Raw genomic sequence first — 26,498 nt, 5'->3', positions numbered from 1 at the left:
AACCGTTGCCGGCGAGCCCGCGGTTAGCGGAACAGCGACATGATGGCCTGCGGCGCCTGGTTGGCGATCGACAGGGCCTGGATGCCGAGCTGCTGCTTGACCTGCAGAGCCTGCAGCTTCGCGCTTTCCTTGGCGAGATCGGCGTCGACGAGGTTGCCGACCGAGGATTCGATCACGTCGCTGAGCTTGCTCGAGCGCAGCAACTCGTCCAATATTCGCAAGTCGAGCAATCGCTGCAGCAGACCGGCGTGCTCAAGGAAATCCTTGCGCGCCTGTCCGGTGACGACCTCACGCGGGCGGGGCAGCTGATCGGCCGGACCGCCGAATTCGACAGCTCGGTCTCGGGCTTGAGCGGCAGCCGGCCCGCCGAATGGCGATGGACCTTTCCGTCCACGCCGGACTCGCTCAACGCCGAGATCCTCGACAGCAGCGGCCGCGTGGTCGCGAGCCCGCCCGTCAGCGCCGCGGCTGGCGGAACGCTGGCGTGGGACGGCAGGCTTGCCGACGGCAGCCGCGCCCCCGACGGCGCCTATGTGCTTCGCCTGACTGCCAAGGATCGCACGGGCGCGGCGATGGCCGCCACCATGAGCAGCCTCGGGCAGGTCAGCGAGATCATGAGCCGTGACGGCGAATTGTGGGCGGGGATCGGCAGCGTCGCGCTACCGCTCTCCAAGCTCGTCAGGATCGCTGCCTGACGTTGGTGCCGGCGGCGCATCGCCACCGGCACCTTCGTTCGTCAGAAGCCGACGCGCAGGCCTGCCTGAAGGCTCATCTCATTGCCTTCGTCACGGCCGGCAGTGGTGCTCGCCGCAACGTCGATCTGGATGCGGCTCGACAGCTCGGCCGACGCACCACCCCCGAAGCGGGTGTAGACGCCCTTGTCGCGGCGGCCGAGGTCGAAGCGATTGACGATGGTCGGCGTGGCGGTCTGCGAGAAGGTCAGCACGCGGCCATTGCCCTTGAGGTCCTTCTCGAGCATCGCCGTGGCGAACGGCTTCACCGCCGCGCCCGCCGCGCCGAACGACCCGCGAAGCTCGAGACCCGCGCCACCGACCAGCGCTTCGTAGCGCTGGCTGCCGACGTTGAGGCTGAGCGCCCCGTCGCCGCTCTCGGTATAGCCGTCGACCTTCGCGCGCGCATAATCGAGGCTGACGACCGGCCCGACGCGAACCGCGCTGACCGGCATCAGATAGCCCGCCTTGAGGCCGGCGAGCTGGTGGCTGCCGTTGGGGCTGGCCCGGAGGCTGTCGATCACCGCCGCGCGGCGGATGTCATAATCGGTGCGGCCGACGCCAGCGTGAGCCTGCACGAAGGCGGGTCCGATCGCGTACGCGCCGTAGATGCCCGCCTGCCAGGTCTTGCCCGTCACGCGCGCGCTGTCGTTGTCGAACTTGGCGCGGCCACGGCTGTAATTACCGGCGAGGCCGACGAGGCCGTTGCCGCCAAAGCCGAATTCGACGCCGGCGGTGGCGCCGACCTGGTCGACCTCGAACGCGTCGGTAACGTCGCTGCGGCGATAGTCGTGATTGAGGCTGTCACCGGTCACGAACACGCGGGCACCCTGCAGAACCTCGCCGTCGCGCGGGCTGCCGAGATCCATGCGGCTGTTCAGCGTGCGGCCGAAGTGGCGCGCATTGTCGAGACCCAGGTCGCTGGTCGCGCCGATGTTGAGCGGGGCCTGGAGCTGGCGATAGACATATTGCGCGACGACGCGGAAGCCGTCCGAGCTCAGGTGCAGCTGGTCGACGTAGAACAGATAGCCCTGGCAGCCGCTCTGAACGTTGGTCGAGGTCGGCGCGCAGACTACCCCATTGGGGAGGCCGAACGCCGCGCCGTTGGCCTGCACTGCCTGCAGGACCTTGGTCAGGTCGAGATAGTGGACCACCACGCCGCGGCTGGCATAACCGGCGAGCGTCGTCTGGAGCGCATTGTTGTAGGTAGTCGAGAAGGTGTTGCGGATCGCCTGGGCACCGGGGTTGGTCGCAACCTCCGGGAGCAGCGCGGTATTGCCCGCGAGGAAGCTGATGGTCGGCGCGCCGGCGGCGACCAGACGGTCGAGCTGGGTGCGCGAGGCCGCGATCGCGTCATTCACGGTCAGCGAGCCGTAGGAGCCCTGCTGGAAATAGCGCGCGTCATTGCCGCCGATCGACACGGTGACGAGATCGCCCTTGCCAAAGCTCGCCGGGCCATTCGGGAACACCGACGACTGGGTGCCGACGTTGAGGAAGTTATCGACCTGCAGCTGCAGGTCGAAGGCGGTCGCCGGCGCGCCGCGCACGGCGGTCGCACCGCCGATGGCGAAGTTCTCGACCGGCGCCTGAAGCAACGTCGAAAGCGTGTCGATGTAGTTTGTCCCGCCCGAGAAGCGACCGCTGGCGTAGATGCCGTTCTGGAAGGTGACGCGGTTGATCCCCGCGAGGTTGAACAGGTTGCCGGTGTCGGCATAGCTGTCACCGAAGGTCACGATGCGGTCGATGCGCTGCGCGCTCGCCGGCGTGGCGGTGGTCAGCGCGGCAAGAGCGGTCGCGCCAAGCAGCGCACGAGCACCCACAAACTTCAACATATTCAAGTCCTCCCCTCCGGCGAACGCCGGGTACGAAGGCGATATGCCGCCTGTTGCCAAGACAAGACAAGTGGCGCGGCGGCCACAGTCAGCGGCGAGATGCCGAGGCAACCATCAGTCGTTGTGAAGTAGGTCCTGATACTCGGGATGGCGCTGGAGATAGGTCCGGTAGAAACTGCACGCGGGGATGACCTTCAACCCCTCGGACCGTGCCCAGTCGAGTGACGCCCTGGCGATCTTAGAGGCCAAGCCCTGCCCCTCATGCGCCGGCGGAACGACCGTGTGCGGGAACATCACCCTGCCGTCCATCCGCCGATAATCGGCAAAGGCGACCGCACCGTCGGGAAGCTCGATCTCGAAGCGATGCATCTCGGCATTGTTGACGACGTCCATTAGCGGCGCTCCCGGCTCAATCGGCTCATGAGAATGGCGGCGCGGGTCGCCTGCCGCCACATCGACGGAATATCGACCCGTTCGGCCGGCGTGTGATCGCCCGTCGAGGATGGCCCCAGGCCGACGAGACCATCGACATCGGCGGCGACGAAACTGATGTCGCCCGCGCCGCGCTTCAGCGGATCGAGCGGGGCCATCAAGGACAGGCCGAGGTCACGGTTCACGACGTTCAATCGATCGAGCAGCGCCCGGTTGCCAGCGGACGGCGCCATCGGCGGATAGCCATCCTCGAACTCGATCCTGGCCTCGGTGACGCCGCCGAGCGACTGGGCCACGATGGCCTTCATCTTCGCCTTGGCGCGGTCGATCTGCTCCTGGCTGAGCGCGCGCAGGTCGCCGCGGGCCACCGCGTCGGCAGCGATGATGTTGGTCTTGCCGGTCGCCTCGGCCCGGATTCCGCCGGCATCGAGTTGCGCCTTGGTCCCGCCGGCGATCAGCCCGACATTGAAGGTCAGGCTCGGTTCGGCAACTTCGCGTCGGAAGGCGTCGATGATCCGCGCAAGCTCGTAATTCGCGCCGAAGCCGCTGCCCGCGGAGAAGACACCGCTCGAATGCGCACCCCGGGCACGGATAGTGAGCGTCCAGTCGTTGACCGATCGGCGCGCGACCGAACCCATGTCGCGCCCGCCTTCCTGAGCCAGACCCTCGAAGTCGAGCGCCGCGTCGGCCTCCTTGCCCGCCGCAATGAGGTCGGCGCGGGCGACGCGCTGGGGCGAGCCCGGATCTTCCTCGTCTCCAGTCAGGAAGACCGTGACATTGGCGGGCTTCAGCGTCCCCGCCGCGTGCATCGCGCGCAACGACGCGATCATCACCGCAACCCCGCCCTTGTTGTCGGACGCTCCCGGCCCGAACCCCTTGTCGCCCTCGCGCACCCAGCGCTGGAAGGGCGAGTCGGGCTCGAATACCGTGTCCAGATGGCCGATCAGCAGCAATCTCTTGGTCCCGCGCTTGCCCGAATGGGTCGCAGTGAGATGCCCCGCACGACCGGTCTGCGGCAGCGGAATCCAGCGGACCCGGAAGCCGAGTGGCTCGAGCTCGGCACGGACCATCGCCGCGACCTTCTCGACCCCTGCCGGATTCTGGCTTCCGCTATTCTGGTTCACCATCCGCTCGAGCAGGCCGAGCGTCCGTCCCTGCTCGGCGTCGACGGTCGTCTTCATCCGCTGCTCGGACGAACTCAATTGCGCGGCGGCAGGGACGGCCGCAAGCAACGCCGCCAGTCCGAGCCACCGCATCATCCGACGACCAGTCCCCGGCACTCGCCGAGCCCGATGCCGACATAGCCATCCGCCGAGGCACGACCCGTGAAGACGAGTTCGTCGCCTTCCTCGAGAAAGCTGCGCTGCTCGCCGCTCGGAAGCACAATCGGCATCTTGCCGCCCTGACTGATCTCCAGCAGCGACCCCAGCCCGTCGGCGCTGGCGGTCGACAAGGTGCCGGTTCCGATCAGGTCGCCGGGCTGGAGATTGCAGCCGTTGCAGGCGTGATGGGTGACGATCTGCTCGGCGGTCCAGTACATGGCATCGGCCGCGATGCCGCTACTCAGGCGATGCGGCGCAATGCCCGCGTCGCGCATCCTGGCGGTCGTCATTGAGGCTTCGACGCGGATGCCGAGTCCCGGCCGTTCCGAGCCACCGGCAAGATAGTCGAGCGGCGCCGGATCGCCGTTGGGCCGCGCGAAGGCCGCGGTCATGAAGGGCGCTAGCGCTTCGGGGGTAACGACGAACGGCGACACGCTGGTCAGGAAGTTTTTGGCGAGGAAGGGCCCTAGCGGCTGATATTCCCAAGCCTGCAGGTCACGCGCCGACCAGTCGTTAAGCAGGCAGTAGCCCGCCACATGCTGCTCGGCCTCGTCGATCGCGATCGGCTCACCCAGCCGGTTGCCCGGACCGACCCAGATGCCGAGCTCGAGCTCGTAATCGAGCCGCCGCGACGCGCCGAACACCGGCACCTCCGCTTCCGGCGGCTTGCGCTGCCCGCTTGGCCGATGCACCGGCTCGCCCGAAACCCGAACGCTCGACGCCCGGCCGTGATAGCCGATCGGCACATATTTGTAGTTTGGCAGGAGCGGATTGGCCGGCCGGAACTGCTTGCCGACGTTGGTCGCGTGGTGGATACCGACGTAGAAGTCGGTGTAGTCGCCGACGAGGCACGGCAGGTGCATCACCGCTTCCGACTGCCCGATCAGCGCAGGCTCGATCGCATCGCGCGCGGTTTCGTCGCTCAGCAGCCGGCTGAGCGCATGGCGAAGCATCACTCGCGCACCGGCACCCAGCGCCAGAAAGCCGTTCAGAACCGGCTGTGCCAGCTCCGCCACCCAGGCATCGCCAAGGAGGTCGCTGACGGCGCCGAGGTCGAGCAGAAAGTCGCCGATCGCCACGCCCGCGCGGCGCTCGGCCCCGTCGGTCGAGAAGATGCAGAGCGGCAAGTTCTGGATCGGGAAATCGGTGTGCCCATTCGCGCTTTCGACCCAGGAGACGAGTGCCGGATCGTGCGTGTGATCGATCCTCATGGCAGGCGCGCCTTGGGGAAGTCGGCCCAGGCAAGGTCGTAATCGGGTTGCGCGCGGCCGAGCGCTTCGGCGGCAACCTCGAACGGCCAGCAGCTTTCGACCATGAAAGCCATGGTCCCGTCGATCTTCACCGGTTTCAATTCCGCCTCGCTTGCCTTGCGCCAGGTTTCGACGTCGGGCCCGTGCCCGCTCATCATGTTGTGGAGCGACAATCCGCCCGGCTGAAAACCCTCCGCCTTGGCGTCATAGGCGCCGGTCAGCAGCCCCATGCATTCGCTCATCACGTTGCGGTGGAACCAGGGCGGGCGGAACGTATCCTCGCCGACCATCCACCGCGGCGGGAAGATGACGAAATCGACGTTCGCGCGGCCGGCAACGGTCGACGGCGAGGTCAGCACGGTGAAGATGGAGGGATCGGGATGATCGAAACTGACGGTCCCGATCGTGTTGAAATGCGACAGGTCGTAGCGGCACGGCGCGAGGTTACCGTGCCAGGCGACGACATCGAGCGGGCTGTGGTCGAGCGTCGTCGTCCACAGCTTCCCGCCATATTTCTGGATGACCTCGGTCGGCTCGTCGCGATCTTCGAACCAGGCGACCGGCGTTTCGAAGTCCCGCGGATTCGCCAGCCCGTTGGCGCCGATCGGCCCGAGGTCGGGCAGGCGGAACGGGGCGCCGTAATTTTCGGTGAGATAGCCGCGCGCCGCGCCGTCGGGGAGCAGCACCTTGAACCGCACCCCGCGCGGCACGACCGTGATCTGGCCCGGCGACAGGTCGATCCGGCCAAGCTCGGTCAGCAGCACCAGCCGGCCTTCCTGTGGCAGTACCAGCAGCTCCCCGTCCGCCGACACGAACACGCGGTCAGCGCGCTCGCTGTTCGCCGCGTAGAGATGAACCGCGACACCCTCGAGCTCGGCCGGGGCGCGGTTGAAGACCATGGTGCTCAGGCCGTCGATGAAGTCGGTGCCGGGCGCCGGCGCCGCCAGCGGATCCCAGCGCAGGCGATTGGGGGCGAGCGGAGCGCCGTCGGTCTCTAGGCGCAGTCGCGGCGCACCGTCATAGGCGACAAACGGCCGATGGTCGGCGCTCGGCCGCAAGCGATACAGCCACGAGCGACGATTCTCGTGCCGCGGCATGGTAAAGGCGGTGCCGGACAGTTGCTCTGTGTAGAGACCGAATGCCGGACGCTGCGGGGAATTCCTGCCCTTTGGCAGGGCGCCCGGCACGGCTTCGGTCGCGACGTGGCCGCCGAACCCCGGCAGATAGGCGGGAGAAGAGGTGGTCAGCATGAAGCTGGCTTTAGGCTCGCCCGCGTCAAACGAAAAGCGCCGCCCGGACCCGTGCCTGGGCGGCGCCTCGATACTTAGTTCACGTTGACGTTGATCTTGTCCGGAACCTTGATTTCGGTCTTCGAACCGAAGGTGCCGTTCGTGTACAGCACATAGCCGACGACAATGATTGCGAGCAGGAGGACGACCGCAATCAGTCCGCCGCTTCCACCACCACCGGTGTTGACCACCGTGGTCCGCTCGACCGTGGGGCCGTCGTCATATCCGTCGCGATTGAGGTCAGCCATGAAATCTTCCTCCTGTTTCAATGGCGTTACGAACGCGGAACGAAGCGCTCCGTTCCCGCGCGCAGCCGAGGGATTCACATCGCTGCGGGAAGTCTATACTTAACGGGTTGGTAACCGAAGCTGAGGCAATTGCATCCGGACTGGGGGTGAGTTTCGCAGCATGGACGGTTCGTTTTCCTCTTCCAGCCTGAGTGCCGACGTCGAATCGACTCCGGCGGATCTGGGCATCGGCAACGACGAGCGGCGCATGCATGTGCGCGCCTACAACTATTGGGCGTCGCTGCTCGGCGGCCGCGAATTTCCCTCGATCGAGGATCTCGACGGCCGCGACGTGCAGGATTTTGCCGACCATAGCGTGCTGCTCGACTTCACCGTCTCGCCCGACAATCCGGCGACAAGCTACATCGGCGCAGCCATCCGGGCGGAATGCGAGATCGAGGACGAGGTCCGCTCGATCGCCGACGTGCCCTCGCGGTCGCTTCTGAGCCGCCTGACCGACCATTATCTGCAGATTATCGCCAATCGCGCGCCGATCGGCTTCGAGGCCGAATTCACCAACCAACGCGGCCACGACATCTGCTATCGCGGAATCCTCATGCCCTTCTCGTCCGACGGGCAGACGATCGACTTCATCTACGGCGTCATCAACTGGAAGGATGGCGCTGGCCTCGCTCCGAGCATCGTGCCTGCATTGGCCGGCGAGGACGATGTGCTCGATCTCGTCGAGGCGATCGATCCGCTCGACGACGAGGTCGCGCCTACCCTCGACGCCGATGCCGGCCTCGCCGATCGCCTGTCGGCCGCGCGCGAGACGGTGGAAGTGCTCAAGGCGGCCGACGGCCGCACCCGCGCGGCGCTCTATCGCGCCCTTTCGCTCGCCTATGATTTCTCGGTCGCGGCGCGCCGTGTTCCCGAGGACTATGCCGAACTGCTCGAGGATGCCGGCGTCAAGGCGCAGGCCCGGGCACCCATGACTCCGATCGTGAAGCTCGTCTTCGGAGTCGATTATGACAAGGCGCGCCTGACCGAATTCGCCGCCGCTTTGGCCTTCGCCGAGCGCTCGGACGTGCCCTTCGAAGGCTTTCTCGATTTCATCGAACAGCACAGCGGCGGGCTCAAGGGCCTGGTCGCGGCGGAACGCGAGGCGCGTCGTCCCGACAATCGGGTCGACAATCGAGCAGATCAGGCCCGGACCAAGCTTCGGACCGCCCACGCCCAGTCGCTCAGCGCGCTTGCGGGGAACGACGAATTCACCCTCGTTCTCGTCCGCCGCGATGCGCAGGGGCGGGTTGAGCCGGTCTCGGCCGTCGCCGACCTCGGCCTCCTCGAGAAGGCCCTTCGCAAGATCGCTTGAGCCGCCGCGGGGTTGTTCCCCCCGCCCACGAGGTCTAGACGCCCGCTCATCTTCACGGCGGAGCGAAATCACATCATGGCGGCTGATCCCCGCGTATCCGGGACGTTGACGGACGCGTTTACCGAGGCCCTTCTGGACGGCGCGTTACCCGGCGAAACCGAGGGCTTTTCTCCCGAAGAGCAGGCCGAGGCCGCCGCCTTCATCGCCGAGACCGCTGCGGTTCGCGCGCCCGGCAAGCTGGTTCTCAAGCTGCAGTCCGCCGGCGGTGAAGCCGCCAAGCGCGTGATGCGCCTCGGCATCGTCAACGACGACATGCCCTTCCTCGTCGACAGCGTCGCCGCCGTCATCGCGGGGCACGGCCTGACCGTTCACCGGCTGCTCCACCCCATCGTCCCTGCCACCCGCGACCATGACGGCCGCCTGATCAGCCTGGGCGAGGGCGCTCCCGAATCCGTGATCTACGTCGAACTCGATCGCGCCGATGCGCGTGGCCGCCAGGACCTTGTCCAGGAACTCGAAAGCGTGCTCGCCTGCGTGCGCGCCGCGGTCGGCGACTGGCGCACGATGCTGTCGCTGATGCAGCGCGATGCCACCGATGTCGCCGCCACCGACTCGGAAAGCGCGGCGCTGCTCGAATGGCTCGCCGACAATCACTTCACCCTCCTGGGCCATAAGGAAATTGCGGCCGACGGCAGCAGCGGCGAAGGCCTCGGCATCCTGTCGACCAGCGGCATTGACCTGTGGAGTCTCGAAGACACGCGCGGCGTGCTCGAAGCCATCGCCAACGACCCCCGGCCGGTCCTCACCCTCAAGGCTGACCGGCTCTCGCCCGTGCACCGCCGCGTGCCGCTTGACGTCGTCATCGTCCGCCGCGCCAATGGCAGCCTGTCGCTCCACGCCGGCCTCTGGACCAGCGCCGCGCTTCGTTCGCCGCCGGCCGAAATCCCCGTGATCCGCCAGCGTCTTCAGGCGCTCGACTCCGAGCTCGGCTTCGCTCCCGCGAGTCACGGCGCCAAGGCGCTCGCGCACGCCATCTCGACACTGCCGCACGACCTGCTGGTCTCCTTCGACGAGGCTGAGGTGCGCGCTGCGGCGCTGATGGCGATGAGCCTTGCGGACCGCCCGCGCCCGGCGCTGCTGCTCCTTACCGGCGCCCTCAAGCGCCACCTTTTCGCCTTCGTCTGGCTTCCCCGCGACGAACTCACAACCTCGCGTCGCCATGCGATCGTCCGCCTGATCGAGGAAGCCGTGCTGTCCTCGGTCACCAACTGGGCGGTCGAACTCGGCGACGGCGGCCTGGCACTCATCCGCCTCACCCTCGGCTATGCGGCCTCGCGCCCGCTCCCCGACGTGGTCGAACTCGACCACCGGCTCGTCGACATGGTCCGCGGGTGGGCGCCGGCGGTCGAATCCGAACTCACCGACCGGGTCGGCAGCGGACGCGCCACACGCCTCGCGCTGACCTACCTGCCGGGCATGCCCGACGACTATCGCGCGCACGCCGGCGCGGCGGAAGCGGCAGCCGACATCATCCGCCTGAGCTCGCTCGAAAGCCAGGAAGACCGCGACGTCCGCCTCTTCCGCTGCGACGATGATCGTCCGGGCCAGCTCCGCCTCAAGCTGTATCGCGCCGGTGGCCTCGTGCCGCTTTCCGAAGCCGTCCCGGTGCTCGAGAACTTCGGTTTCCGCGTGATCGAGGAACGCCCCACCGGCATCGGCGAGGATGGTCGCCTCGGGCACATTCACGACTTCCGCCTCGAGCTTGCGGGCGCCGACATCGACACGGTGCTCGCGCGCACCGACGTCATCGAAGGCGCGATCGCCGCCGTCCTCCAGCGTCATGCCGAAGACGACGAATTCAACCAGCTCCTGCTCTTCGCGGGGCTCGATCCCCAGCCGGTTGTCTGGCTCCGCGCTTGGTTCCGCTACCTGCGGCAGACCGGCGTCGCCTACGGCCTCCTCACCATGGTCGAGGCGCTGAAGCGCACGCCCGCCGCGACCCGCGCGCTCATCGCCTGGTTCGCCGCCGCGCACGATCCCGCGCGCGACAACCGAAACGACACCGTCGCCGCTCAAAAGGCGGCGTTCGAGGACGCGCTCCAGACGATCAGCTCGATCGACGACGACCGCATCCTGCGCCTCTTCCGCAGTGTCGTCGAAGCCACGCTCCGCACCAACGCCTTCCATCCGCAGCCCGGCGAAGCGCTGGCCTTCAAGCTGGATCCCAAGCGCATTCCGGGTCTCCCCGCACCGATCCCCTATCGCGAGATCTGGGTCTACAGCCCGCGTGTCGAGGGCATCCACCTGCGCGGTGGGCCGGTCGCGCGTGGCGGCCTTCGCTGGTCCGACCGCCGTGACGACTTCCGCACCGAGATCCTTGGCCTGATGAAGGCGCAGCTGGTCAAGAATGCGGTGATCGTGCCGACCGGCGCCAAGGGCGGCTTCTATCCCAAGCAGCTCCCTTCGCCCGCCGCGAACCGCGAGGCGTGGCTGGCCGAAGGCACCGAAAGCTACCGCATCTTCATCCGTTCGCTGCTGTCGGTCACCGACAACATCGTCGAGGGCAAGGTCGTCCACCCGGCCGGCGTCGTCGTCCATGACGGCAACGATCCCTATTTCGTCGTCGCCGCCGACAAGGGCACTGCGACCTTCTCCGACGTCGCCAACGCCATCGCGCTCGAGCGCGGCTTCTGGCTCGGCGACGCCTTCGCGAGCGGCGGGTCGAACGGCTACGATCACAAGGCGATGGGCATCACCGCCAAGGGCGCGTGGATCAGCGTCCAGCGCCACTTCCTCGAAATGGGCATCGACGTGCAGACGCAGCCCGTCACCGTGGTCGGTTGCGGCGACATGTCGGGGGACGTGTTCGGCAACGGCATGCTCTTGTCGAAGGCGATCAAGCTGGTTGCGGCCTTCGATCACCGTCACATCTTCATCGATCCCGATCCCGATCCGCAGGACAGCTGGGAAGAGCGCGAGTGCCTCTTCGCCATGGCCCGCTCGAGCTGGGACGATTATGATCGCAAGAAGCTGAGCAAGGGCGGAATGATCATTCCGCGCAGCCAGAAGCAGATCGAGCTGACGCCCGAAGCGAAGGCGGCACTCGGCATCGACGTCGACACCATCGATCCGACGAGCCTCATCTCGGCGATCCTCAAGGCGCCCGTCGGCCTGATCTGGTTCGGCGGCATCGGCACCTATGTGAAGGCGTCGAGCCAGCCCAACATCAGCGTCGGCGATCCCGCCAACGACATCCTCCGGGTGAACGCCAACGAACTGCGCGCCAAGGTCATCGGCGAAGGCGCCAACCTTGCGATCACGCAGGCGGCCCGGATCGAGTTCAGCGAACATGGCGGGCGCTGCAACACCGACTTCATCGACAATTCGGCCGGCGTCGATTGCTCGGACAACGAGGTCAACATCAAGATCGCGCTCAACGAGGAGATGCTCGAAGGGCGGCTGACGCTCGAGGATCGCAATCGCCTGCTGGCGGTGATGACCGACGAGGTGTCCAAGCTGGTTCTCGCCGACAACCGGTTGCAGACGCTCGCTTTGTCGATCGCCGAACGCGGCGGGGCCGCGGCCATTCCGGCGCAGGTCCGCACGCTCGAACTGCTCGAAGCTGCCGGTCGCCTCGACCGCGCGGTCGAGGGGCTCGACAGCAGCGAGGAACTGCTCCGCCGCGCCGCCGACAACCGCGGCCTCACCCGGCCCGAGTTGGCGGTCCTCCTGAGCCTTGCCAAGCTCAACCTGCAGGACGCGGCCGAGGATCTGAATCTCACCGAAGACCCGTTGCTCCACGAGCAACTGCTGGCCGCCTTCCCCGCGCCGCTTCGCAAGGCGCATCGTGAAGCGCTGCTTCGCCACCGCCTCGGCAACGAAATCCTCGCGACCAAGATTGCCAACCGCTTCGTCAATCGGATGGGTCCGAGCGTCGCGCTCGACATCGTCGAGGAGGAAGGCTGCTCGCTTGGCCAGGTCGTCGCGGCATTCCTGACTGCCGAGCGCCTGCTCCAGCTCGACCGTCTGTGGGACCGGATCGACCATGCCGAGGTCACCGAGACCGCCCGTCTCGCTTTATTCGACATGGCTGCTCATAGCATCCGTGCGCATCTTTCCGACATCGTGCGCGCTGCTGGTGGCGAAACCCGCGTGTCCGAACTCGTCGCCTTGTTCGAGCCGGGCCTCAACCGGGTGAATGCCGAGGCGCGTTCGATCATTCGCGAAGAGGTCAAGGCGCAGGCCCTGGCGCGTCACGACACGATCGCCGCGATGGGCGCGAGCCCCGACATCACGCGGGGCCTCGTCAAGCTCTACGAGCTCGACGGTGCCTTCGGACTCGCCGGCCTTGCCGCGCGCAAGGAGCAGGACGTCATTGCGCTCACCGAGGCCTATGTCCGTCTCGGGGAGGTGCTCGGACTCGACTGGGCGCAGAGCCAGGCCTTCCGGCTCGCTCCGACCGACCAGTGGGAGCGCCTGCTCGTCGCGGGCCTGTCGAACGAGTTCGAGCAGCTTCGCCTCGAGTGGCTCTCGCGCCTGCGCGGCGACGATCCCGCGGGCTCGGTCGAGCGCTGGAACGAGCGCCATGCGCAGCGGATCAAGCAGTTCCGCTCGCTCATCGCCCGCGCCCGGGCGAGCGGCGGCGTGACGGTCCCGATGCTCGCGCAGATCGCTGGCCAGGCCCGTATCCTCCTCGCGCGCTGACGCGGGACCGATGCGCCTCGCACTGCTGACCCCGGCGCGCGACTATGCGGCGGAATGGGCCTGGGCGTTCGACGTCGAGGCCGCCGCCCTGCGCGAGGCCGGCGCCGAGGTCGTGTCGGGGCCCTGGACCGAGCTCGACGGCGCCGACGGCTTCGACCTCGTTCTGCCGCTGGTCACCTGGGGCTATCATCTCCGCCATGCCGAGTGGCTCGCCTTCCTCGACCGCGCCGAAGCGGAAGGGTGGCCAATGATCAATCCGCCCGCGCTGCTGCGCTGGAACAGCGACAAATGCTATCTCGCCGAGCTTGGTCGCAAGGGCATCGCCAGTGTTCCGACGCTCGAAGTCGATCACCTCAACGAGGCCGCGCTGACCGCCGCGCACGGCGTCCTCGGCACCGACGAGCTGGTGATCAAGCCGCCGGTGTCGGCCGCGGCCTTCGGCACCTATCGGCTCGGCAAGGGCGACCCCGTCCCCGCCGACGTGCATGGCCGACGCATGCTGATCCAGCCATGGCTCGGGCAGGTCGTCGACGAGGGCGAATACAGCCTGATCCTGTTTGGCGGCGAATATTCGCACACCTTGGTCAAGCGCCCGCAGGCCGGCGATTTCCGGGTCCAGCCGGACCATGGCGGCTCGACCGAACGGACCGATTGCCCCGACGGCGCGCTCGACCTCGCCAAGGCCGCGCTCGCGGCCGCGCCGGCACCGGCGACCTATGCCCGCGTCGATCTCGTTCGCGGCAACGACGGTGCACTGCAGCTCATGGAGCTCGAACTGATCGAGCCCGCACTGTTTCTCCACTGCGTGCCCGAGGCGACGAGCAGCTTCGCCGCCGCGATCCTCGCCGCCGCGTCAGCCGCCTAGGGCGCGCCCGAACAGCCACTGGCGCAGCGCGCTGGTGAGATTGGGCGGCCGCGCGACCTTCAAACGCGCTTCATCGACCTCGGCCACCAGCGCGTTGATCGGCAGCGCCGAATCGCGTGCCGCCACCTCGAGCGCACGCCAGAAGACGGGTTCGAGACTGATGCTCGTTTGGTGGCCGCGAATGAGGACGCTTCGCTTGACCGGCGGCGAATAGGTGAGGACTTCCACCCTCAGTACATGTGCTGGCCGCCGTTGATGGACAAGGTCGAGCCCGTCACGAACCCGGCATTCTCGTCGACCAGGAAAGTGACCCCGCGGGCGATCTCGTCGGCACGGCCGAGGCGACCGACGGGAATTCGGGCGACGATCTTGCCGAGCACGTCCTCGGGCACCGCGGCGACCATGTCGGTGTCGATATAGCCCGGTGCGATCGCATTGACCGTGATCCCGCTCCGCGCGCCTTCCTGTGCCAACGCCTTGGTGAAGCCATGAATGCCCGATTTGGCGGCGGCATAATTGACCTGTCCGTACTGGCCGGCCTGTCCGTTGATCGAGCCAATGTTGACGATGCGCCCGTAGCCACGGCTGACCATGCCGTCCCAGGCCGCCTTGGCCATGTTGAAGCAGCCACCGAGATTCGTGTCGATGACCTCCTGCCACTTGGCATGGTCCATCCGCTTCATCGTCGTGTCGCGCGTGATGCCGGCATTGTTGACGAGCACGTCGACCGGCCCGAGCGCCGCTTCGACATCCTTGACGCCGGCGACGCAGGCCTCGTGGTCGCTGACGTCCCACTTGAACGCCTTGATGCCCGTCCGGTCGGTGAAGGCTCGCGCGCGCTCATCGTTACCGGCGTAATTGGCGGCGACCGTCATTCCTGCGTCGCGCAGCGCGATGCTGATCGCTTCGCCGATCCCGCGTGTGCCGCCCGTTACGATCGCTACCCGTGCCATTTGTCCGCTCTCCTCCAACCGAGAGCCGAGCCTAGGCAGGCGCAATCCACCCCGCAAGTTCGCGGCGGATGATCGTTTCGAGCATATCCATCCCGATCTCGCCATCGTTGAGGCAGTCGAGCCGCGCAAAATGCGTACCGCCCGCCTCGGTAAATTCCTCCTTGCCGCGAATGCCGAGCTCCTCGACCGTCTCGAGGCAATCCGCCGAGAAGCCCGGCGCCGCGATGGCGATCTTGGTCACCCCGCGCGCCGGATAGGCCTTGAGCACCTCGTCGGTCGCCGGCTCGAGCCACTTGTCGCGCCCGAACCGCGACTGGAAGCTCGTGTCGGTCGGGATGCTGAGCCGCTCGCCGAGCAGCCGCGTGGTCTTGCGGCAGTGACAATGATAGGGGTCACCCTTGCGCAGCGTCCGCTCTGGCATGCCGTGATAGGAGAGGAGCAAGCGCTCGGGCGTAAAGTCGAGCGCCGCGATCTGTCGTTCGAGATCACGCTGGAGCGCGTCGATATAGTCGTCGGCGTCGTGATAGGGCGGCAGCGTCCGGAGCGCAGGCTGCCAGCGCATGCCGGCGAGCGTCGCGAACGCCACGTCGTTGGCCGTCGCGGTCGTCGCGGCACAATATTGCGGATAGAGCGGCGCGACGAGGATGCGCTGGCACCCTGCTTCCTTCAACCGCTCGACCCCCTTCGGAATCGCTGGCGCGCCGTAACGCATTGCCCAGTCGACGAGGACGTCGCCGCCGAGGCGCTGCTGGAGTTTGTCCGACTGGCGCCGGGTGATGGCGGCCAGCGGCGAGCCGTCCTCGGTCCACACCTGCTGATAGGCATGCGCGGACTTGGCCGGGCGGCTGCGCAAGATGATCCCGTGAAGGATCGGCTTCCAGATCGCCCGAGGAATCTCGATCACGCGCGGATCGGACAGGAATTCGGCGAGGTAGCGCCGCACGGCCGCGACCGTCGGGGCCTCGGGGGTGCCGAGATTGATCAGCAGCACGCCGATCTTGGGCGGCAGGATCGGCGGATGGTCGGGAGGAGGCTGCATGGTTCAGGCTATCGGGTTCAAGGGAAGACTGCGCAAGCGGCGACCGGTCGCGGCGGCAAGGGCGTTGGCGACCGCCGCGGGCGCCGCGATCGCGCCGAGGCCGTTGACCCCACCGGGCGCCTCGTCGCTAGCCAGTATTTCGACCAGTACCTCCGGCGTGCCGGCCATCGCTCCAACCGATGGCGCGATGGGCCCGGTGACGCGGCCATGGGCAAAGCTCGGCGCCGGCGCAGTGGCCTGCTGGATCGCCGAAAGCATCCCGCCCTCGACCTGTTGCCGGACCAGCGCAGGGTTCACCGCCCGGCCGCAATCCACCACCGCGACCAATCGGCTTACCGCCACTTGTCCCCCCGTTCCCACCGAAGCGTTCGCAACCACCGCGATGCGGCTGCCATAGGCGCTTATCGTGGAAAGTCCCATCTGGCTTCCGGCGCCGCCGCCATCCCACCCGCCGAGCGCGGTCGCCCGGACGAGGCAACGCGCGAGCCTCGGGTTACCGGTGAGCAGGGCCACGCGCTGGCTTAGCGGATCGCGCCCGGCGATCCGCGCCAGCTCGTCGATGAAGCTCTCGACGAAGAACGCCACGGCTCCGTGCACCTCGCCGCGGTGATAGCCGGTCCGGACCGGTAGAACGGTCGGCGCGACCTCGAGCGAGACGTTCGGAATCGCGTAGGGCAGCGGGTTGAGCGCCGAGGCCCGGAAGGTGCCGCGGTCCTTTCCCGACAGGCGACCCAGCGCCTTTGCCAATCCGTCGGTGCCGGCAAGCCGCAGGCGGAGACCCGCGACGCTGCCGTCGGGAAGGGTCCGCGCATAAAGCCGTGCCTTGAGCGGCGAGCGCACCGCATCCGAGCGGACCTGCTCGGCTCGGCCGACCATCGCCTGCACCGGTCGCCCGGTGTCCCGCGTCAGCTTCGCTGCGATCGGCACGAGGTCGTTCTCGAGCGCGGCGCCGCCCTGCCCGCCGACCGGCATGGCGTAGAGCAGCGTCCTCGCCGGATCGACCCCGCCCGCCCTTGCCGCCGCTGCCCGGGCGAGTTCCGGCGCCTGCGTCCCGGCCCAGAGCTCCAGCAGCCCGTCGGTGATCCGCGCGGTGGCGCTCGGCGGTTCGAGATCATGGTGCAATGCCGCCGACGCGCCGTACGTCGCGGCGAGTGGGCGAACGCCCTCGAACACGCCGTCGATGTCGCCGACGCTATGCAGGACCTCGCTGGCGCCGCTTGCGAGCGCGCGGTCGAGCGCGTCGGTCACCGCCGCATCGTCGCCGCCGGCCGGACCGAAGCTTCGCACTCGGGCTTCCCCAAGCGCGCGATCGGCCGTCCACCAGCTATCGGCCAGCGCCGCGACCCACTGGTCGCCGCTCGCGAAGCGCACGCCTGCCGGTGGATTGCCCTCGATCCTGATCCCGTTGCCGGCCGACGTCCGCACCGAGGCGAACAGCATGTCCGGCAATCGCACGTCACCGGCAAAGCGAAGCTGACCGTTCGCCTTGGGGATCGCATCGAGCCGCGGAAGGGGCTGCCCGATCAAGCTGGGCCGTCCGACCGCGGCCGGCGCATCGCCGAGCGACCGGCGCGACGCCGCCTCGGCCAGTTCCCCGAACGAAAGTCGCCGGTCCTGGTGAACGACGAATCCGCGGCTCGTCTCGCAGCCGGCAGCCGGCACGTTCCACCGCTCGGCGGCCTCGGCGACCAGCAGCGCGCGCGCGGCCGCTCCAATTTGCTGCATCGGCTGTTCGAAGGCGCGCAGCGAAGTCGAGCCGGCCGTGATCCGGAGGCCTTCGTCACCCCCGACGAGCGGCCGCCAGCCCTCGCCCTCGGCGAGGCCGTTCACCCATTCCGCACCCGAGCGCACCGGTGCGATCCCGACGCTCTCCCAGGCGGCGCCCAGCGCGTCGGCCGCCACTTGCGCAAGCCCGGTCCAGATGCCCTGCCCGGTCTCGACCTGCGGAATGGCGATCCGCACCTTGCCCGCCTTGTCGATTGCAATGGCCGACCCGAGCAGGCGTTCTCCCGCGCTTGGCAGCAGGCTCGGCCGGCCCGCGCGGGGCCAAGCCAGATAAGCGACGACCAGCGCCCCCGCCGCGCCGGTGCCCACCAGAAGGGTCCGGCGGTCGAGCCTCAAGCGGCGTACTGGGCCTTGAGCGCCACGCGGTCGATCTTGCCGGTGCCGAGACGCGGCAGATTGTCCTGCGCGAAGATGAAGCGCGCCGGAACCTTGAAGGCGGCGAGCCGCGGCTCAAGGAAGGCCCGCAGTTCCTGTTCGGTGAGGTCGCTTCCCTCGGCCGGCACGACCACGGCGACAGGCACTTCGCCGAGCCGCTCGTCGGGTGCCCCGAACACCGCGGCCTCGGCCACCGCCTCGCACGAATAGACCGCCGCTTCGACCTCGGCCGAACTGATGTTCTCGCCGCCGCGGATGATGATGTCCTTCTTCCGGTCGACGATGAACAGATAGCCGTCGGGGTCGAGGAAGCCGATGTCGCCCGTCTTGACGAACCCGTCCTGGGTGAAGGCGGCCTTCGTCGCCGCGTCGTTGCGCCAGTATCCCTTGATGTTGGCAGCGGCCTTGATCCCGATCTCGCCCCGCTCGCCCTGCGGCAGCTTGGCGTCGCCCGGACCCAGGATCGCGAGATCGACGAACGGCAGCGCCCGCCCGGTCGAGGCCGGCTTGGCGATGTAATTGCCCCAGTAATTGCCGCAGCCGACCGCATTGGTCTCGGTCAGCCCATAGCCGAGCGCCGGCTGGGCGGTTTCGAAGGTCTCCTTCAACCGCTCGACATGCGCGACCGGCCGCGGCGCGCCGCCGGCGGCGATGTCAGTGAGGCTCGACAGATCGAACCGCTCCCGATCGGGATGATTCATCATCTCTAGGCTCATCGTCGGCACCCCGACGAAATAGGTCACCTTTTCCTTCTCGATGAGGCGCAGCGCCTCGCCCGCGTCCCACTTGGGCATCAGCACCATGCCGCGACCGATGACGAAGCTGTTCAGCAGCACCGGCACTTCGCCCGTGACGTGGAACAGCGGTACGTTGAGCAGCGTCTTGGGCGGGTTCTTCGGCCCCTCGCCCTGACTTTCCATGACTCCGAGCAGGGTCATGATGCTGGTCGCATAACTGTAGACGCCCATCGTCACCGCGCGATGGGTGGAAAGCGCGCCCTTGGCCTCGCCGGTCGATCCCGAGGTGAAGAGGATGGTCGCATCGTCCTCGGGCGTGATTTCGGGCAGTTCGGCTTCGATCGCCTCACCGCCGGTCAGCGGCGCCAGGGCCTCGGCGATCGGCTTTTCGATCGGCAGCGACACGAGGGCAATCTGGCCGCAGCCGGCCTGCAGCCGCTTGAAGCGCGGCTCGTCGGCGATGATGAGCTTGGGCGCGGTCAGTTCGAGCGCGTGCCGCGCCTCTTCCGTCTGCCACCAGCCATTGAGCAACGTCGAGATTCCGCCCGCCTTGAGGATCGCCATGTGGCTGACGATCCACGCCGGGCAATTGCGCATCGCGATCCCGACCCGGTCGCCCTTCCGGATTCCGTGCCGCGCCACCAGCGCTCTTGCGAGCGCGTCCGACTGGCGATCGAGGTCGCCGAAGGTCAGCCGCTCCTCGCCCGAGATCACGGCCTCGACCGCGCCGTTCAGCGCGCAGAATATCTTGAAAAAGACCGGCATGGTCTGCGGAAAATTGGTGACGACGCGGCACCCCGCATCGTCCGTCCCGACGATGATACGACCGCCCGGCCCTGTGACGGCCGCGAGTACGGCGTCATAGCGTTGGTCGAGCTCACTCGGCATCGTCGCGGATCTCCTTGGCCATCGGCGGTGTCCCTCTTATGAGACGCACGGGCCACGAGGGAAGTGCCGAATGATCGAGAATGTTCTTGCCGCGATTTCATATACGGATTTGGGTCTCGATCCGGTCGCGGTGGATCTCGGCTTCTTCCAGCTGCGCTGGTACAGCCTCGCCTATCTGGTCGGGATCTTCCTCGGCTACTGGTATGAGCTCAAGCTGATCGCCCAGCCCGGCGCGCCCATGGCCCGGCGCCACGCCGACGACCTCGTCTTCTACGTCTCGCTCGGCGTGATCCTCGGCGGACGGCTCGGCTACGTCCTCTTCTACCGGCCGGGCTTCTACTTCGAGAATCCGCTCGAGATCGTGAAGATGTGGGACGGGGGCATGAGCTTCCACGGCGGCGCGATCGGCACCGGCCTCGCGATCATCTATCTCAGCTGGAAGGAGAAGCTGAACTGGCTGCGCATCCACGACTATGTCGTGTGCGTCGTGCCGATCGGCCTCTTCACCGGTCGCCTCGCCAATTTCGTCAACGGCGAGCTGTGGGGCGCGCCGACCAATGTGCCGTGGGCGGTCCGCTTCCCGGAAGTCATCGCGGGCGTCCAGACGCTTGGCCCCCCGCGCCATCCGAGCCAGCTCTACGAAGCCATTCTCGAAGGGCTGGTCCTGTTCGCGATCCTCGCCTTCATGTTCTGGCGCACCAACGCGCGCTACATGCCCGGCCGGCTCATGGGTGCCTTCCTCTTTTTCTATGGCATCTTCCGCTTCGGCATCGAGTTCATCCGCGAGCCCGACGAACAATTGCGCGCCTTCGCCGAGGCGACCGGCCTTCATATGGGCCAGTGGCTGTGCGTACCGATGATCCTCGTCGGCCTTTACCTGATGGTCACCGCGCCCCGCCGCCGCCAGCGGATCGAGCCCACTGCCGGACTGGAGAGCGTCGCCTGACCCCCTTCGAGCGGGCACTGCGCGAGCGGCTGCGGGCCGACGGGCCGATGAGCGTCGAGGCCTATATGGAGGCCTGCAACGCTTATTATTATGCGACCCGCGACCCGCTCGGGACCGCCGGCGACTTCACCACCGCGCCCGAGATCAGCCAGATGTTCGGCGAGCTGGTCGGCGCCGCGCTGGCCGACGCCTGGCGCCGTGCAGGCGCGCCGGGAAGCGCGCATTATGTCGAGTTGGGCCCCGGCCGCGGGACACTCGCCGCCGATGCACTGAGGGTCATGCGGCCGGCGGGCCTCACTCCTTCCGTCCATCTGGTCGAGACCAGCCCCATTCTCCGCGCGGCGCAGGAAGCCGCGGTGCCTGGCGCGCGGCACTACGATGATCTTTCGACCCTCCCCGATGACGGCCCCCTGCTGCTCGTCGCCAACGAATTCCTCGATGCCCTCCCGATCCGCCAGCATGTCGCGGGCGCCGAGCGGCACGTCACCCTGACGCCCGCCGGCCTCGCCTTCGACCGCGACGGCCCGATCCTCGAGACGAGTCCCGTCCGCGACGAGGCCGTGAAGGAACTTGCCGAGCGCCTGGTCCGCCAGGGCGGAACCGCGCTACTCGTCGACTATGGCCATGAGCGGTCCGCCCCCGGCGACACGCTGCAGGCGGTGAAGGGCCATCGCTTTGCCGCCGTGCTTGATCGGCCGGGCGAGCACGACCTCACCAGCCACGTCGACTTTCAGCGTGTCGCCGAAGTCGCGGCCGACGCCGGCGCATCGGTCGCCGGCCCCGTCGAACAGGGCTCGTGGCTCGAGCGTCTCGGCATCCAGATGCGCGCGCGGGCCCTCGCCAATGCCGCGCCGCACCGCGCCGCCGACATCGAGGAAGCGCGCGCGCGCCTCTGCCGGCCCGACGCCATGGGAAGCCTGTTCAAGGTGCTTGCCATTCACGCGCCCGGATGGCCAAGACCCGCCGGGCTATGACCGTCCGCCCCGCCACCGCCGCCGACCTGTCCCGGATCGACCACATCTTCCGGACCAGCTTCTGCGACACCTTCGCGCATCTCTACGATCCCGCCGATCTCGAGGCGTTCCTGGGCACCCTGACCCGCGAGGCCTGGGAAGCCGAGTTCGCCCGCGATGACTACGCCTTTGCGGTGGGCGGCGGGGAGCCCGTGCTGGGCTATGCCAAGCTCGGTCCCAACAAGCTGCCGCATGTCGCAGACGAAGGCACGATCGAGCTCAAGCAATTCTATCTCCTCAAGGAGGCCCATGGCACCGGGCTCGCCGGCGAGCTTATGGCCTGGGTCTTGGAGGAGGCCGCCCGGCGCGGAGCGGCGCGCATCGCCCTCTCGGTCTTTACCGAGAACCATCGCGCCCAGGCCTTTTACCGTCGCTACGGCTTTGGGGATCAGGGGCCCGTCACCTTCATGGTCGGCAACCATCCCGACGAGGACCGCGTCTGGATGCGCGAACTGTGACGCCGCCCGTCTGGACCAGCGGCGCACTTGTCGTGCCCCATGGCTTCCTCGGTCGCCGCGGCGGGGTCAGCGAGGGGGCGATGGCAAGTCTCAACTGCGGCTGGGGCAGCGGCGACGACGTGAGCCTGATCGTCGAGAACCGGCATCGGGCGGCCGAGGCGGTGCTCCCCGGGGCCCGAATCGCCTCGCCCTACCAGGTCCACGGAGCCGTGGTGCTCGAGGCCGGGGACTGGGGCGAGGATGCGCGGCCGCATGCCGATGGCCTCGTCACCGACCGCCCGGGCCTTCTCCTCGGAATCCTCACCGCCGACTGCGCCCCCGTTCTCTTCGCCGACGCACAGGCCGGGGTCGTGGGGGCAGCGCATGCGGGATGGCGCGGGGCGCTCGGCGGAGTCACCGACGCGACCATCGCCGCGATGGAGAAGCTCGGCGCGGACCGTGGCCGGATCGCGGCGGCGATCGGGCCGACGATCGCGCAGGCCTCCTACGAGGTCGACCCGGCCTTCCCCGATCCCTTCCTCGCAGCCGACGAAGGGGCCGAGCGCTTCTTCCGCGACGGACCGGCGGGGAAGCCCCATTTCGACCTCCCCGCCTACCTTGTCGCCCGCCTAGCGAACGCGGGGATCCGCCGGGTCGAGGCGCTCGGGCTCGACACCTATACGATGGACGCCGACTTCTATTCATTTCGTCGCTCAACCCACCGCAGCGAGCCGAGCTACGGCCGCCAGATCAGCCTCATCGGACTTTCCGCCCGCTAAGAATTCGGCAAGGCTTGGCCGCCTAAGATGCAATCATGGGCAGGCTCAAGAAAGCAGTAGACCTTGTCGGCGGACCGCGTCCTGTCGGCTCGCGCATCCGCCGCGATCCGCCGCCCCCGCCCGAGAAGAAGCTATCGCCCAGCGAATTGCGCGAGCGCGAGGCCTGGATCATCGGCACGGGAATCACCGTCTTCGCCATCGCCATGCTCGTGATCTTCATCTCGATCGGCCGCTGGACCGAGCATTCTCCGAGCGAAACCAACATCCTGATCGAAGGCTTCTGAACCCAGGGAACCCGCGCCCACCCTCGGAGCGTTGAGGTGCCGGAATAACCCCAGGGCATAAGGAGCATTCGCCATGGCCGATCTCAGCCAGATCAACGAGCATATGGAAGTCATTGGCGCCGATGGCGTTCACCTCGGCACCGTCGACAAGGTCGAGGGCGAGCGGATCAAGCTGACCAAGAAGGACAGCGGCGCGACCCACGGCGACCATCACCATTACATCCCGGGCGGCCTGGTCGCCGGCGTCGAGGGCGACAAGGTCCGCCTCAGCGCCAATGCCGACGTCGCCGCTGGCCTGTTCGAGCAGGAAGAATCGGGCGAACCGATCGGCTGATCGCAGCGCGACCGGATCGAGACGTCCTCATCGGGCGGGGGTGCGACATCGTGTCGCACTCCCGCCTTTCTTGTGCGCGAGACCGTGTATCTCGGTCGCGGGTCAAAAATGGCCGGAACCTTCGACGCGCTTCCCTCGCTGAAAACGGTGAGTGGGCATGGAATTGGAAGCGTCCGATGATCAAGAACACTTACAGCAAGCCGGCCGACGTCGTCGCAGAGGATGGCCGGGTGTTGATCGACGGCCCCGACGGGGTCGACGTGGCGCTGACGCCCGACGCGGCGCGGATCACGGGCGAGCGGCTGATCATGGGTGCCGACGATGCCGACGCGCGGCAGCGGCGCCGTGAGGCGCTGGACCGGGACACCTAGGCGCCCCGACGTCGATCAGCGGCGGACCGGCTCACAGGCAAGGCCGTCGTTGTCGCCGTCCATCCACGGGCGATAGCCGGGCTCCCCGCGCCGCAGCGGGGCGAGCCCCAGCCGGCGGACCTCGCGGCACCCCGCATAGGAGACGCTCTTCTCGCGCGCGGTGAGGGCGCGGGCCTGCTGGGCGCGCGGGGGATAGTCCCACGGCCGGGCATCCTGCGCCGCATGGGCAATGCCGGCGAGGGTCGGCAGGAACACGAGCGCGGGAATGACGAGGTTACGCATCCGCGCCTTATCGGCCGCGATAGTTGACGAGGGGTAAAGGCGCCCGCCCCTCGCCCTTACGCCCCCGGCATCGTCCCGGGGCGGAGGTAGGCGAACATGTGAGGGACGAAGTCCTGCTTGCCGAGCGCGACGCCCGCGCTGCGCAGGAGCGCATAGGCCATGTCGGTGTGGAAGGCGGTCTGCGGCAGCGCCCAGTCGCGGACATAGGTGAAGCCGGTCATGTCGAACACCATGCCCATCGGGAGCGCGTGGCTGAGCGGGCGGTCGGCGGCGGGATCGAGCTCGGTCGCCCCGACCGCGCCGAGGAATTCGAGCGTCCGGTCGAGGATCGCGCGGAGGTCGGCGAGCGTGCCGGGCTCGGCCTGCCGGGTGGCGGCGTGGGTGCGCCAGTCGACGACCTCGGCCGGGGTCTCGGTCCCGCGGAGCCGGTGGATCGCCTCCTGCGCGAGGAAGGCGGCAACGCGGACCTGGCTGTGAAGCGGGAACATGTCGACCGCGAGCCGGACACCGAGCAGCTCGGCCTCGGTCATCCCCTGGGCGGCGGCATGGGCCTCGCCCTTGTCGAGCCAGGCGCGCAGCGCGCCGAGCTGGTGGACGAGGGTCGGGACGAGCATGGCGGTTAGGGTCATGACCGCGTTCCTAGCAGCTTTGGTCGCCGCGCGAACGGGTCGACGGTGCCATCGTGCGCGGGTCGTGCGGCGATCGGAGGCCCAGTCCTTTCCTGAACAAGGTCTCCAATGTCATAGGGTCCGCGAGTCGCTCGCGGCGCGACGGCTGCCGGATGCGCGCGCGGGGGCCTTGCCGAGGCGAAATGCCCTCCCGTCAAAACCTTCGAAACGTGCCATTTGGGTTAGGGTATCGGAGGATATCCTACACCGCAAGCCGCGCCCCCCCCCCCTTCCCGGGCGATCAGTGCCGCGAGAAGGCCGGGCGGAAGCGCTCGCGCCGCGCGGTGTCGGCGATCAGGCTGCGCTTGAACTTGACCGACATGGTCGCCGCGCCCGCGCTGCTCATGCAGACGAGGCGGGTGCCGCCGTCGGGAAGGCGCTCGAGCGCGGAAATGCCGACTTCGGCCTTGTCGCAGCTGGCGATGACTTCCTGCTCGGGCAGGCTGAGGAACAGGACGCGGCTCATGAATTGATGGCCCGGCGGCGGGCGACGATGCGATGGCCATAGGCTTCGAACAGGTCGAGGTGCGCGGTGCGCGAGGCATCGCAGGCGGCCGCGCCGGCGCGGGCGAGCGAGACGCCGCGGCGCCAGTAGAGATAGTTCATGTCCATGAGGTGCAGCTCCATTGCCGGTAAGCAAGAGCGCGTAAGATCTCTCAGCCGCACGGGCTTACGAAGGCCGATCCGTGCGATGGGGAGGATGTAGCACGGATGGGGTGGTTTGGCTAATCGCCGGGGCGGGCCGTTCTCAGCAGCATTGCGGGACGTCGGCCTTGCGCAGCTGCGAGCGCAGCGCATTCACGGCCTTTGAAAGCCTGCTTTCGAGCTCCTCCCCGTCGCCCCGAGTGATCGCGCCACTATCGTCGATCTTCCCCCCGGACCGGGGCATGCTGAAGTGCCAGATCCAGTCCCGCGCCTGATCGAGGTGAACCGTCGACGTGGCATGCGCCAGGCGGTCGCGCCATTCGGAGCGAAGCTCCTGAAGTTGGTCGATGGTCGACACCAGGCTCTTGTTCGCGTGAGGTCCGTCGGCCGCCGCAAGGCGGGCAAGGGCCTTCAGCCGGTCAGCGAACTTCTGCGGGAGCGGACATTCCGGTTGCCAGTGACGCAGCGCCGCATTGACGGCGCGTTCGAGGCGGGCGTGCAGTTCGAGGCAATGGCCGCGCCAGCGATTCACCTCGGCAACGGCTTGGTGCAGCGACTGTTCGAAGGTCAGCGCGATGACTGGCTGGTGCGTCATCGCGCCTGCTTAGGCGGATCATCTTGCCAAGTCGTAAGGACTGGTCGGGACTGCGCCGGCGCGGCCCGACTCCCGACGGGGGCGGCCCGTCGCATTCGGGCGAGGTGCGGGAATCCCTGTCGCGCGCGGGACGTTGGCGGCGGGTGCAGAGGGAGTAGGCGTCATGACCAACGAGCGCGAGCTGATCGACACGGGCACCGACAAACGCTTCGTCCGCCGCCGCGAGGACGGGACGTTCAAGGAGAGCGTCGACGTGTCGCGGTCGCTCAGCCAGGACGCCCGGAAGCACGCGGCAACGAAGAAGCCGCGTAACCAGGGGGATCGTGGGGACTAAGGAGAT

28 protein-coding genes and 1 pseudogene are annotated in these 26,498 nt (G+C 67.9%); 12 read left to right on the top strand and 17 right to left on the bottom strand.

Translation table 11 applies throughout. The features are described from left to right. Window positions 1-23: 23 nt before the first annotated feature. Window positions 24-194: pseudogene (locus ABD693_RS05500) on the bottom strand (flagellin); the annotation flags it as partial. 54 nt (window positions 195-248) lie between these two features. Here ABD693_RS05500 and ABD693_RS05495 point away from each other — a divergent pair. Beyond that, complete coding sequence (locus ABD693_RS05495) at window positions 249-695, top strand: flagellar hook assembly protein FlgD (RefSeq protein WP_344696016.1); 447 nt, start codon at window positions 249-251, stop codon at window positions 693-695. Window positions 696-736: 41 nt separating this feature from the next. Here ABD693_RS05495 and ABD693_RS05490 read toward each other — a convergent pair whose 3' ends face one another. The 6 genes from ABD693_RS05490 to ABD693_RS05465 form a co-directional block, all read right to left on the bottom strand. Further along, window positions 737-2,563 (bottom strand): autotransporter outer membrane beta-barrel domain-containing protein, encoded by a 1,827-nt coding sequence (locus ABD693_RS05490; RefSeq protein WP_344696015.1) that lies wholly within the window; start codon window positions 2,561-2,563, stop codon window positions 737-739. A gap of 114 nt (window positions 2,564-2,677) precedes the next feature. Then, complete coding sequence (locus tag ABD693_RS05485) at window positions 2,678-2,956, bottom strand: GNAT family N-acetyltransferase (RefSeq protein WP_344696014.1); 279 nt, start codon at window positions 2,954-2,956, stop codon at window positions 2,678-2,680. Continuing rightward, window positions 2,956-4,254, bottom strand: a complete 1,299-nt coding sequence (locus ABD693_RS05480; protein ID WP_425567256.1) for a M20/M25/M40 family metallo-hydrolase — start codon at window positions 4,252-4,254, stop codon at window positions 2,956-2,958. The genes ABD693_RS05485 and ABD693_RS05480 overlap by 1 nt, the downstream gene beginning before the upstream one ends. After that, the gene (gene fahA / locus ABD693_RS05475; RefSeq protein ID WP_344696013.1) at window positions 4,251-5,528 is read right to left on the bottom strand and encodes a fumarylacetoacetase; all 1,278 of its coding nucleotides are present in this window, start codon (window positions 5,526-5,528) and stop codon (window positions 4,251-4,253) included. The genes ABD693_RS05480 and fahA overlap by 4 nt, the downstream gene beginning before the upstream one ends. Then, entirely contained in the window at window positions 5,525-6,817 is a 1,293-nt protein-coding gene (hmgA, locus tag ABD693_RS05470; protein WP_344696012.1) for a homogentisate 1,2-dioxygenase, read from the bottom strand. The genes fahA and hmgA overlap by 4 nt, the downstream gene beginning before the upstream one ends. Window positions 6,818-6,891: 74 nt before the next feature. Then, entirely contained in the window at window positions 6,892-7,104 is a 213-nt protein-coding gene (locus ABD693_RS05465) for a hypothetical protein (protein ID WP_344696011.1), read from the bottom strand. Between the two features lie 160 nt (window positions 7,105-7,264). On the opposite strand from ABD693_RS05465, the gene ABD693_RS05460 reads away from it, so the two are divergent. The 3 genes from ABD693_RS05460 (at window position 7,265) to ABD693_RS05450 (ending at window position 14,027) form a co-directional block, all read left to right on the top strand. Continuing rightward, window positions 7,265-8,458 carry a PAS domain-containing protein gene (locus ABD693_RS05460; RefSeq protein ID WP_344696010.1) on the top strand — a complete coding sequence of 398 codons (1,194 nt, stop codon included), beginning with the start codon at window positions 7,265-7,267 and terminating at the stop codon, window positions 8,456-8,458. Window positions 8,459-8,533: 75 nt separating this feature from the next. Further along, complete coding sequence (locus ABD693_RS05455; RefSeq protein ID WP_344696009.1) at window positions 8,534-13,162, top strand: NAD-glutamate dehydrogenase; 4,629 nt, start codon at window positions 8,534-8,536, stop codon at window positions 13,160-13,162. A 10-nt stretch (window positions 13,163-13,172) separates the two neighbouring features. Continuing rightward, window positions 13,173-14,027 carry an ATP-grasp domain-containing protein gene (locus ABD693_RS05450; protein ID WP_344696008.1) on the top strand — a complete coding sequence of 285 codons (855 nt, stop codon included), beginning with the start codon at window positions 13,173-13,175 and terminating at the stop codon, window positions 14,025-14,027. Here the strand turns inward: ABD693_RS05450 and ABD693_RS05445 are convergent. Genes ABD693_RS05445 through ABD693_RS05425 form a run of 5 tightly spaced genes read right to left on the bottom strand, consistent with a single transcriptional unit; the run spans window position 14,016 to window position 19,804 of the window. After that, window positions 14,016-14,255 (bottom strand): ribbon-helix-helix domain-containing protein, encoded by a 240-nt coding sequence (locus ABD693_RS05445; RefSeq protein WP_344696007.1) that lies wholly within the window; start codon window positions 14,253-14,255, stop codon window positions 14,016-14,018. The two genes, ABD693_RS05450 and ABD693_RS05445, sit on opposite strands and share 12 nt — an antisense overlap. Window positions 14,256-14,257: 2 nt before the next feature. After that, complete coding sequence (gene phbB, locus ABD693_RS05440; RefSeq protein ID WP_344696006.1) at window positions 14,258-14,980, bottom strand: acetoacetyl-CoA reductase; 723 nt, start codon at window positions 14,978-14,980, stop codon at window positions 14,258-14,260. 31 nt (window positions 14,981-15,011) lie between these two features. Continuing rightward, window positions 15,012-16,019 carry a ferrochelatase gene (gene hemH / locus ABD693_RS05435; RefSeq protein ID WP_344696005.1) on the bottom strand — a complete coding sequence of 336 codons (1,008 nt, stop codon included), beginning with the start codon at window positions 16,017-16,019 and terminating at the stop codon, window positions 15,012-15,014. A 3-nt stretch (window positions 16,020-16,022) separates the two neighbouring features. Then, on the bottom strand, window positions 16,023-18,140 hold the full coding sequence (locus tag ABD693_RS05430) for a molybdopterin cofactor-binding domain-containing protein (protein ID WP_344696004.1): 2,118 nt from the start codon (window positions 18,138-18,140) through the stop codon (window positions 16,023-16,025). Next, the gene (locus ABD693_RS05425) at window positions 18,137-19,804 is read right to left on the bottom strand and encodes a class I adenylate-forming enzyme family protein (RefSeq protein ID WP_344696002.1); all 1,668 of its coding nucleotides are present in this window, start codon (window positions 19,802-19,804) and stop codon (window positions 18,137-18,139) included. Before ABD693_RS05425 ends, ABD693_RS05430 begins: the two co-directional genes overlap by 4 nt. Window positions 19,805-19,874: 70 nt before the next feature. On the opposite strand from ABD693_RS05425, the gene lgt reads away from it, so the two are divergent. From lgt to ABD693_RS05390, 7 genes are all read left to right on the top strand, one after another. Continuing rightward, window positions 19,875-20,750: a prolipoprotein diacylglyceryl transferase gene (lgt, locus tag ABD693_RS05420; RefSeq protein ID WP_344696001.1), complete on the top strand. Its 876-nt coding sequence runs from the start codon at window positions 19,875-19,877 to the stop codon at window positions 20,748-20,750. Window positions 20,751-20,797: 47 nt separating this feature from the next. Then, window positions 20,798-21,724, top strand: a complete 927-nt coding sequence (locus ABD693_RS05415; protein ID WP_344696000.1) for a class I SAM-dependent methyltransferase — start codon at window positions 20,798-20,800, stop codon at window positions 21,722-21,724. Beyond that, entirely contained in the window at window positions 21,700-22,221 is a 522-nt protein-coding gene (locus ABD693_RS05410) for a GNAT family N-acetyltransferase (protein ID WP_344695999.1), read from the top strand. The genes ABD693_RS05415 and ABD693_RS05410 overlap by 25 nt, the downstream gene beginning before the upstream one ends. Further along, window positions 22,218-22,979, top strand: a complete 762-nt coding sequence (pgeF, locus tag ABD693_RS05405) for a peptidoglycan editing factor PgeF (RefSeq protein WP_344695998.1) — start codon at window positions 22,218-22,220, stop codon at window positions 22,977-22,979. The genes ABD693_RS05410 and pgeF overlap by 4 nt, the downstream gene beginning before the upstream one ends. A gap of 35 nt (window positions 22,980-23,014) precedes the next feature. Beyond that, a complete protein-coding gene (locus ABD693_RS05400) occupies window positions 23,015-23,263 on the top strand; it encodes a hypothetical protein (protein WP_344695997.1) in 249 nt (82 codons plus the stop codon). Between the two features lie 73 nt (window positions 23,264-23,336). Continuing rightward, a complete protein-coding gene (locus tag ABD693_RS05395) occupies window positions 23,337-23,597 on the top strand; it encodes a DUF2171 domain-containing protein (RefSeq protein ID WP_344695996.1) in 261 nt (86 codons plus the stop codon). Between the two features lie 176 nt (window positions 23,598-23,773). After that, on the top strand, window positions 23,774-23,968 hold the full coding sequence (locus tag ABD693_RS05390; RefSeq protein WP_344695995.1) for a hypothetical protein: 195 nt from the start codon (window positions 23,774-23,776) through the stop codon (window positions 23,966-23,968). Between the two features lie 15 nt (window positions 23,969-23,983). Here ABD693_RS05390 and ABD693_RS05385 read toward each other — a convergent pair whose 3' ends face one another. The 5 genes from ABD693_RS05385 to ABD693_RS05365 form a co-directional block, all read right to left on the bottom strand. Beyond that, complete coding sequence (locus ABD693_RS05385; protein ID WP_344695994.1) at window positions 23,984-24,250, bottom strand: excalibur calcium-binding domain-containing protein; 267 nt, start codon at window positions 24,248-24,250, stop codon at window positions 23,984-23,986. Between the two features lie 56 nt (window positions 24,251-24,306). Then, entirely contained in the window at window positions 24,307-24,879 is a 573-nt protein-coding gene (locus ABD693_RS05380; RefSeq protein ID WP_344695993.1) for a DUF1993 domain-containing protein, read from the bottom strand. Window positions 24,880-25,159: 280 nt separating this feature from the next. Next, a complete protein-coding gene (locus ABD693_RS05375; protein ID WP_344695992.1) occupies window positions 25,160-25,384 on the bottom strand; it encodes a hypothetical protein in 225 nt (74 codons plus the stop codon). Continuing rightward, the gene (locus ABD693_RS05370) at window positions 25,381-25,545 is read right to left on the bottom strand and encodes a hypothetical protein (protein WP_344695991.1); all 165 of its coding nucleotides are present in this window, start codon (window positions 25,543-25,545) and stop codon (window positions 25,381-25,383) included. Before ABD693_RS05370 ends, ABD693_RS05375 begins: the two co-directional genes overlap by 4 nt. Window positions 25,546-25,666: 121 nt before the next feature. Then, the gene (locus ABD693_RS05365) at window positions 25,667-26,158 is read right to left on the bottom strand and encodes a hypothetical protein (protein WP_344695990.1); all 492 of its coding nucleotides are present in this window, start codon (window positions 26,156-26,158) and stop codon (window positions 25,667-25,669) included. Window positions 26,159-26,321: 163 nt separating this feature from the next. Between ABD693_RS05365 and ABD693_RS05360 the strand changes: the two genes are divergently transcribed. Beyond that, window positions 26,322-26,492, top strand: coding sequence for a hypothetical protein (locus ABD693_RS05360; RefSeq protein WP_344695989.1), 171 nt, complete (start codon window positions 26,322-26,324; stop codon window positions 26,490-26,492). Window positions 26,493-26,498 lie beyond the last annotated feature (6 nt).

Origin of the sequence: Sphingomonas rosea, from assembly GCF_039538065.1 — a bacterium.
Taxonomy (GTDB): Bacteria; Pseudomonadota; Alphaproteobacteria; order Sphingomonadales; family Sphingomonadaceae; genus Sphingomicrobium; species Sphingomicrobium rosea.
This window is presented reverse-complemented; position numbering and strand designations above follow the sequence as displayed.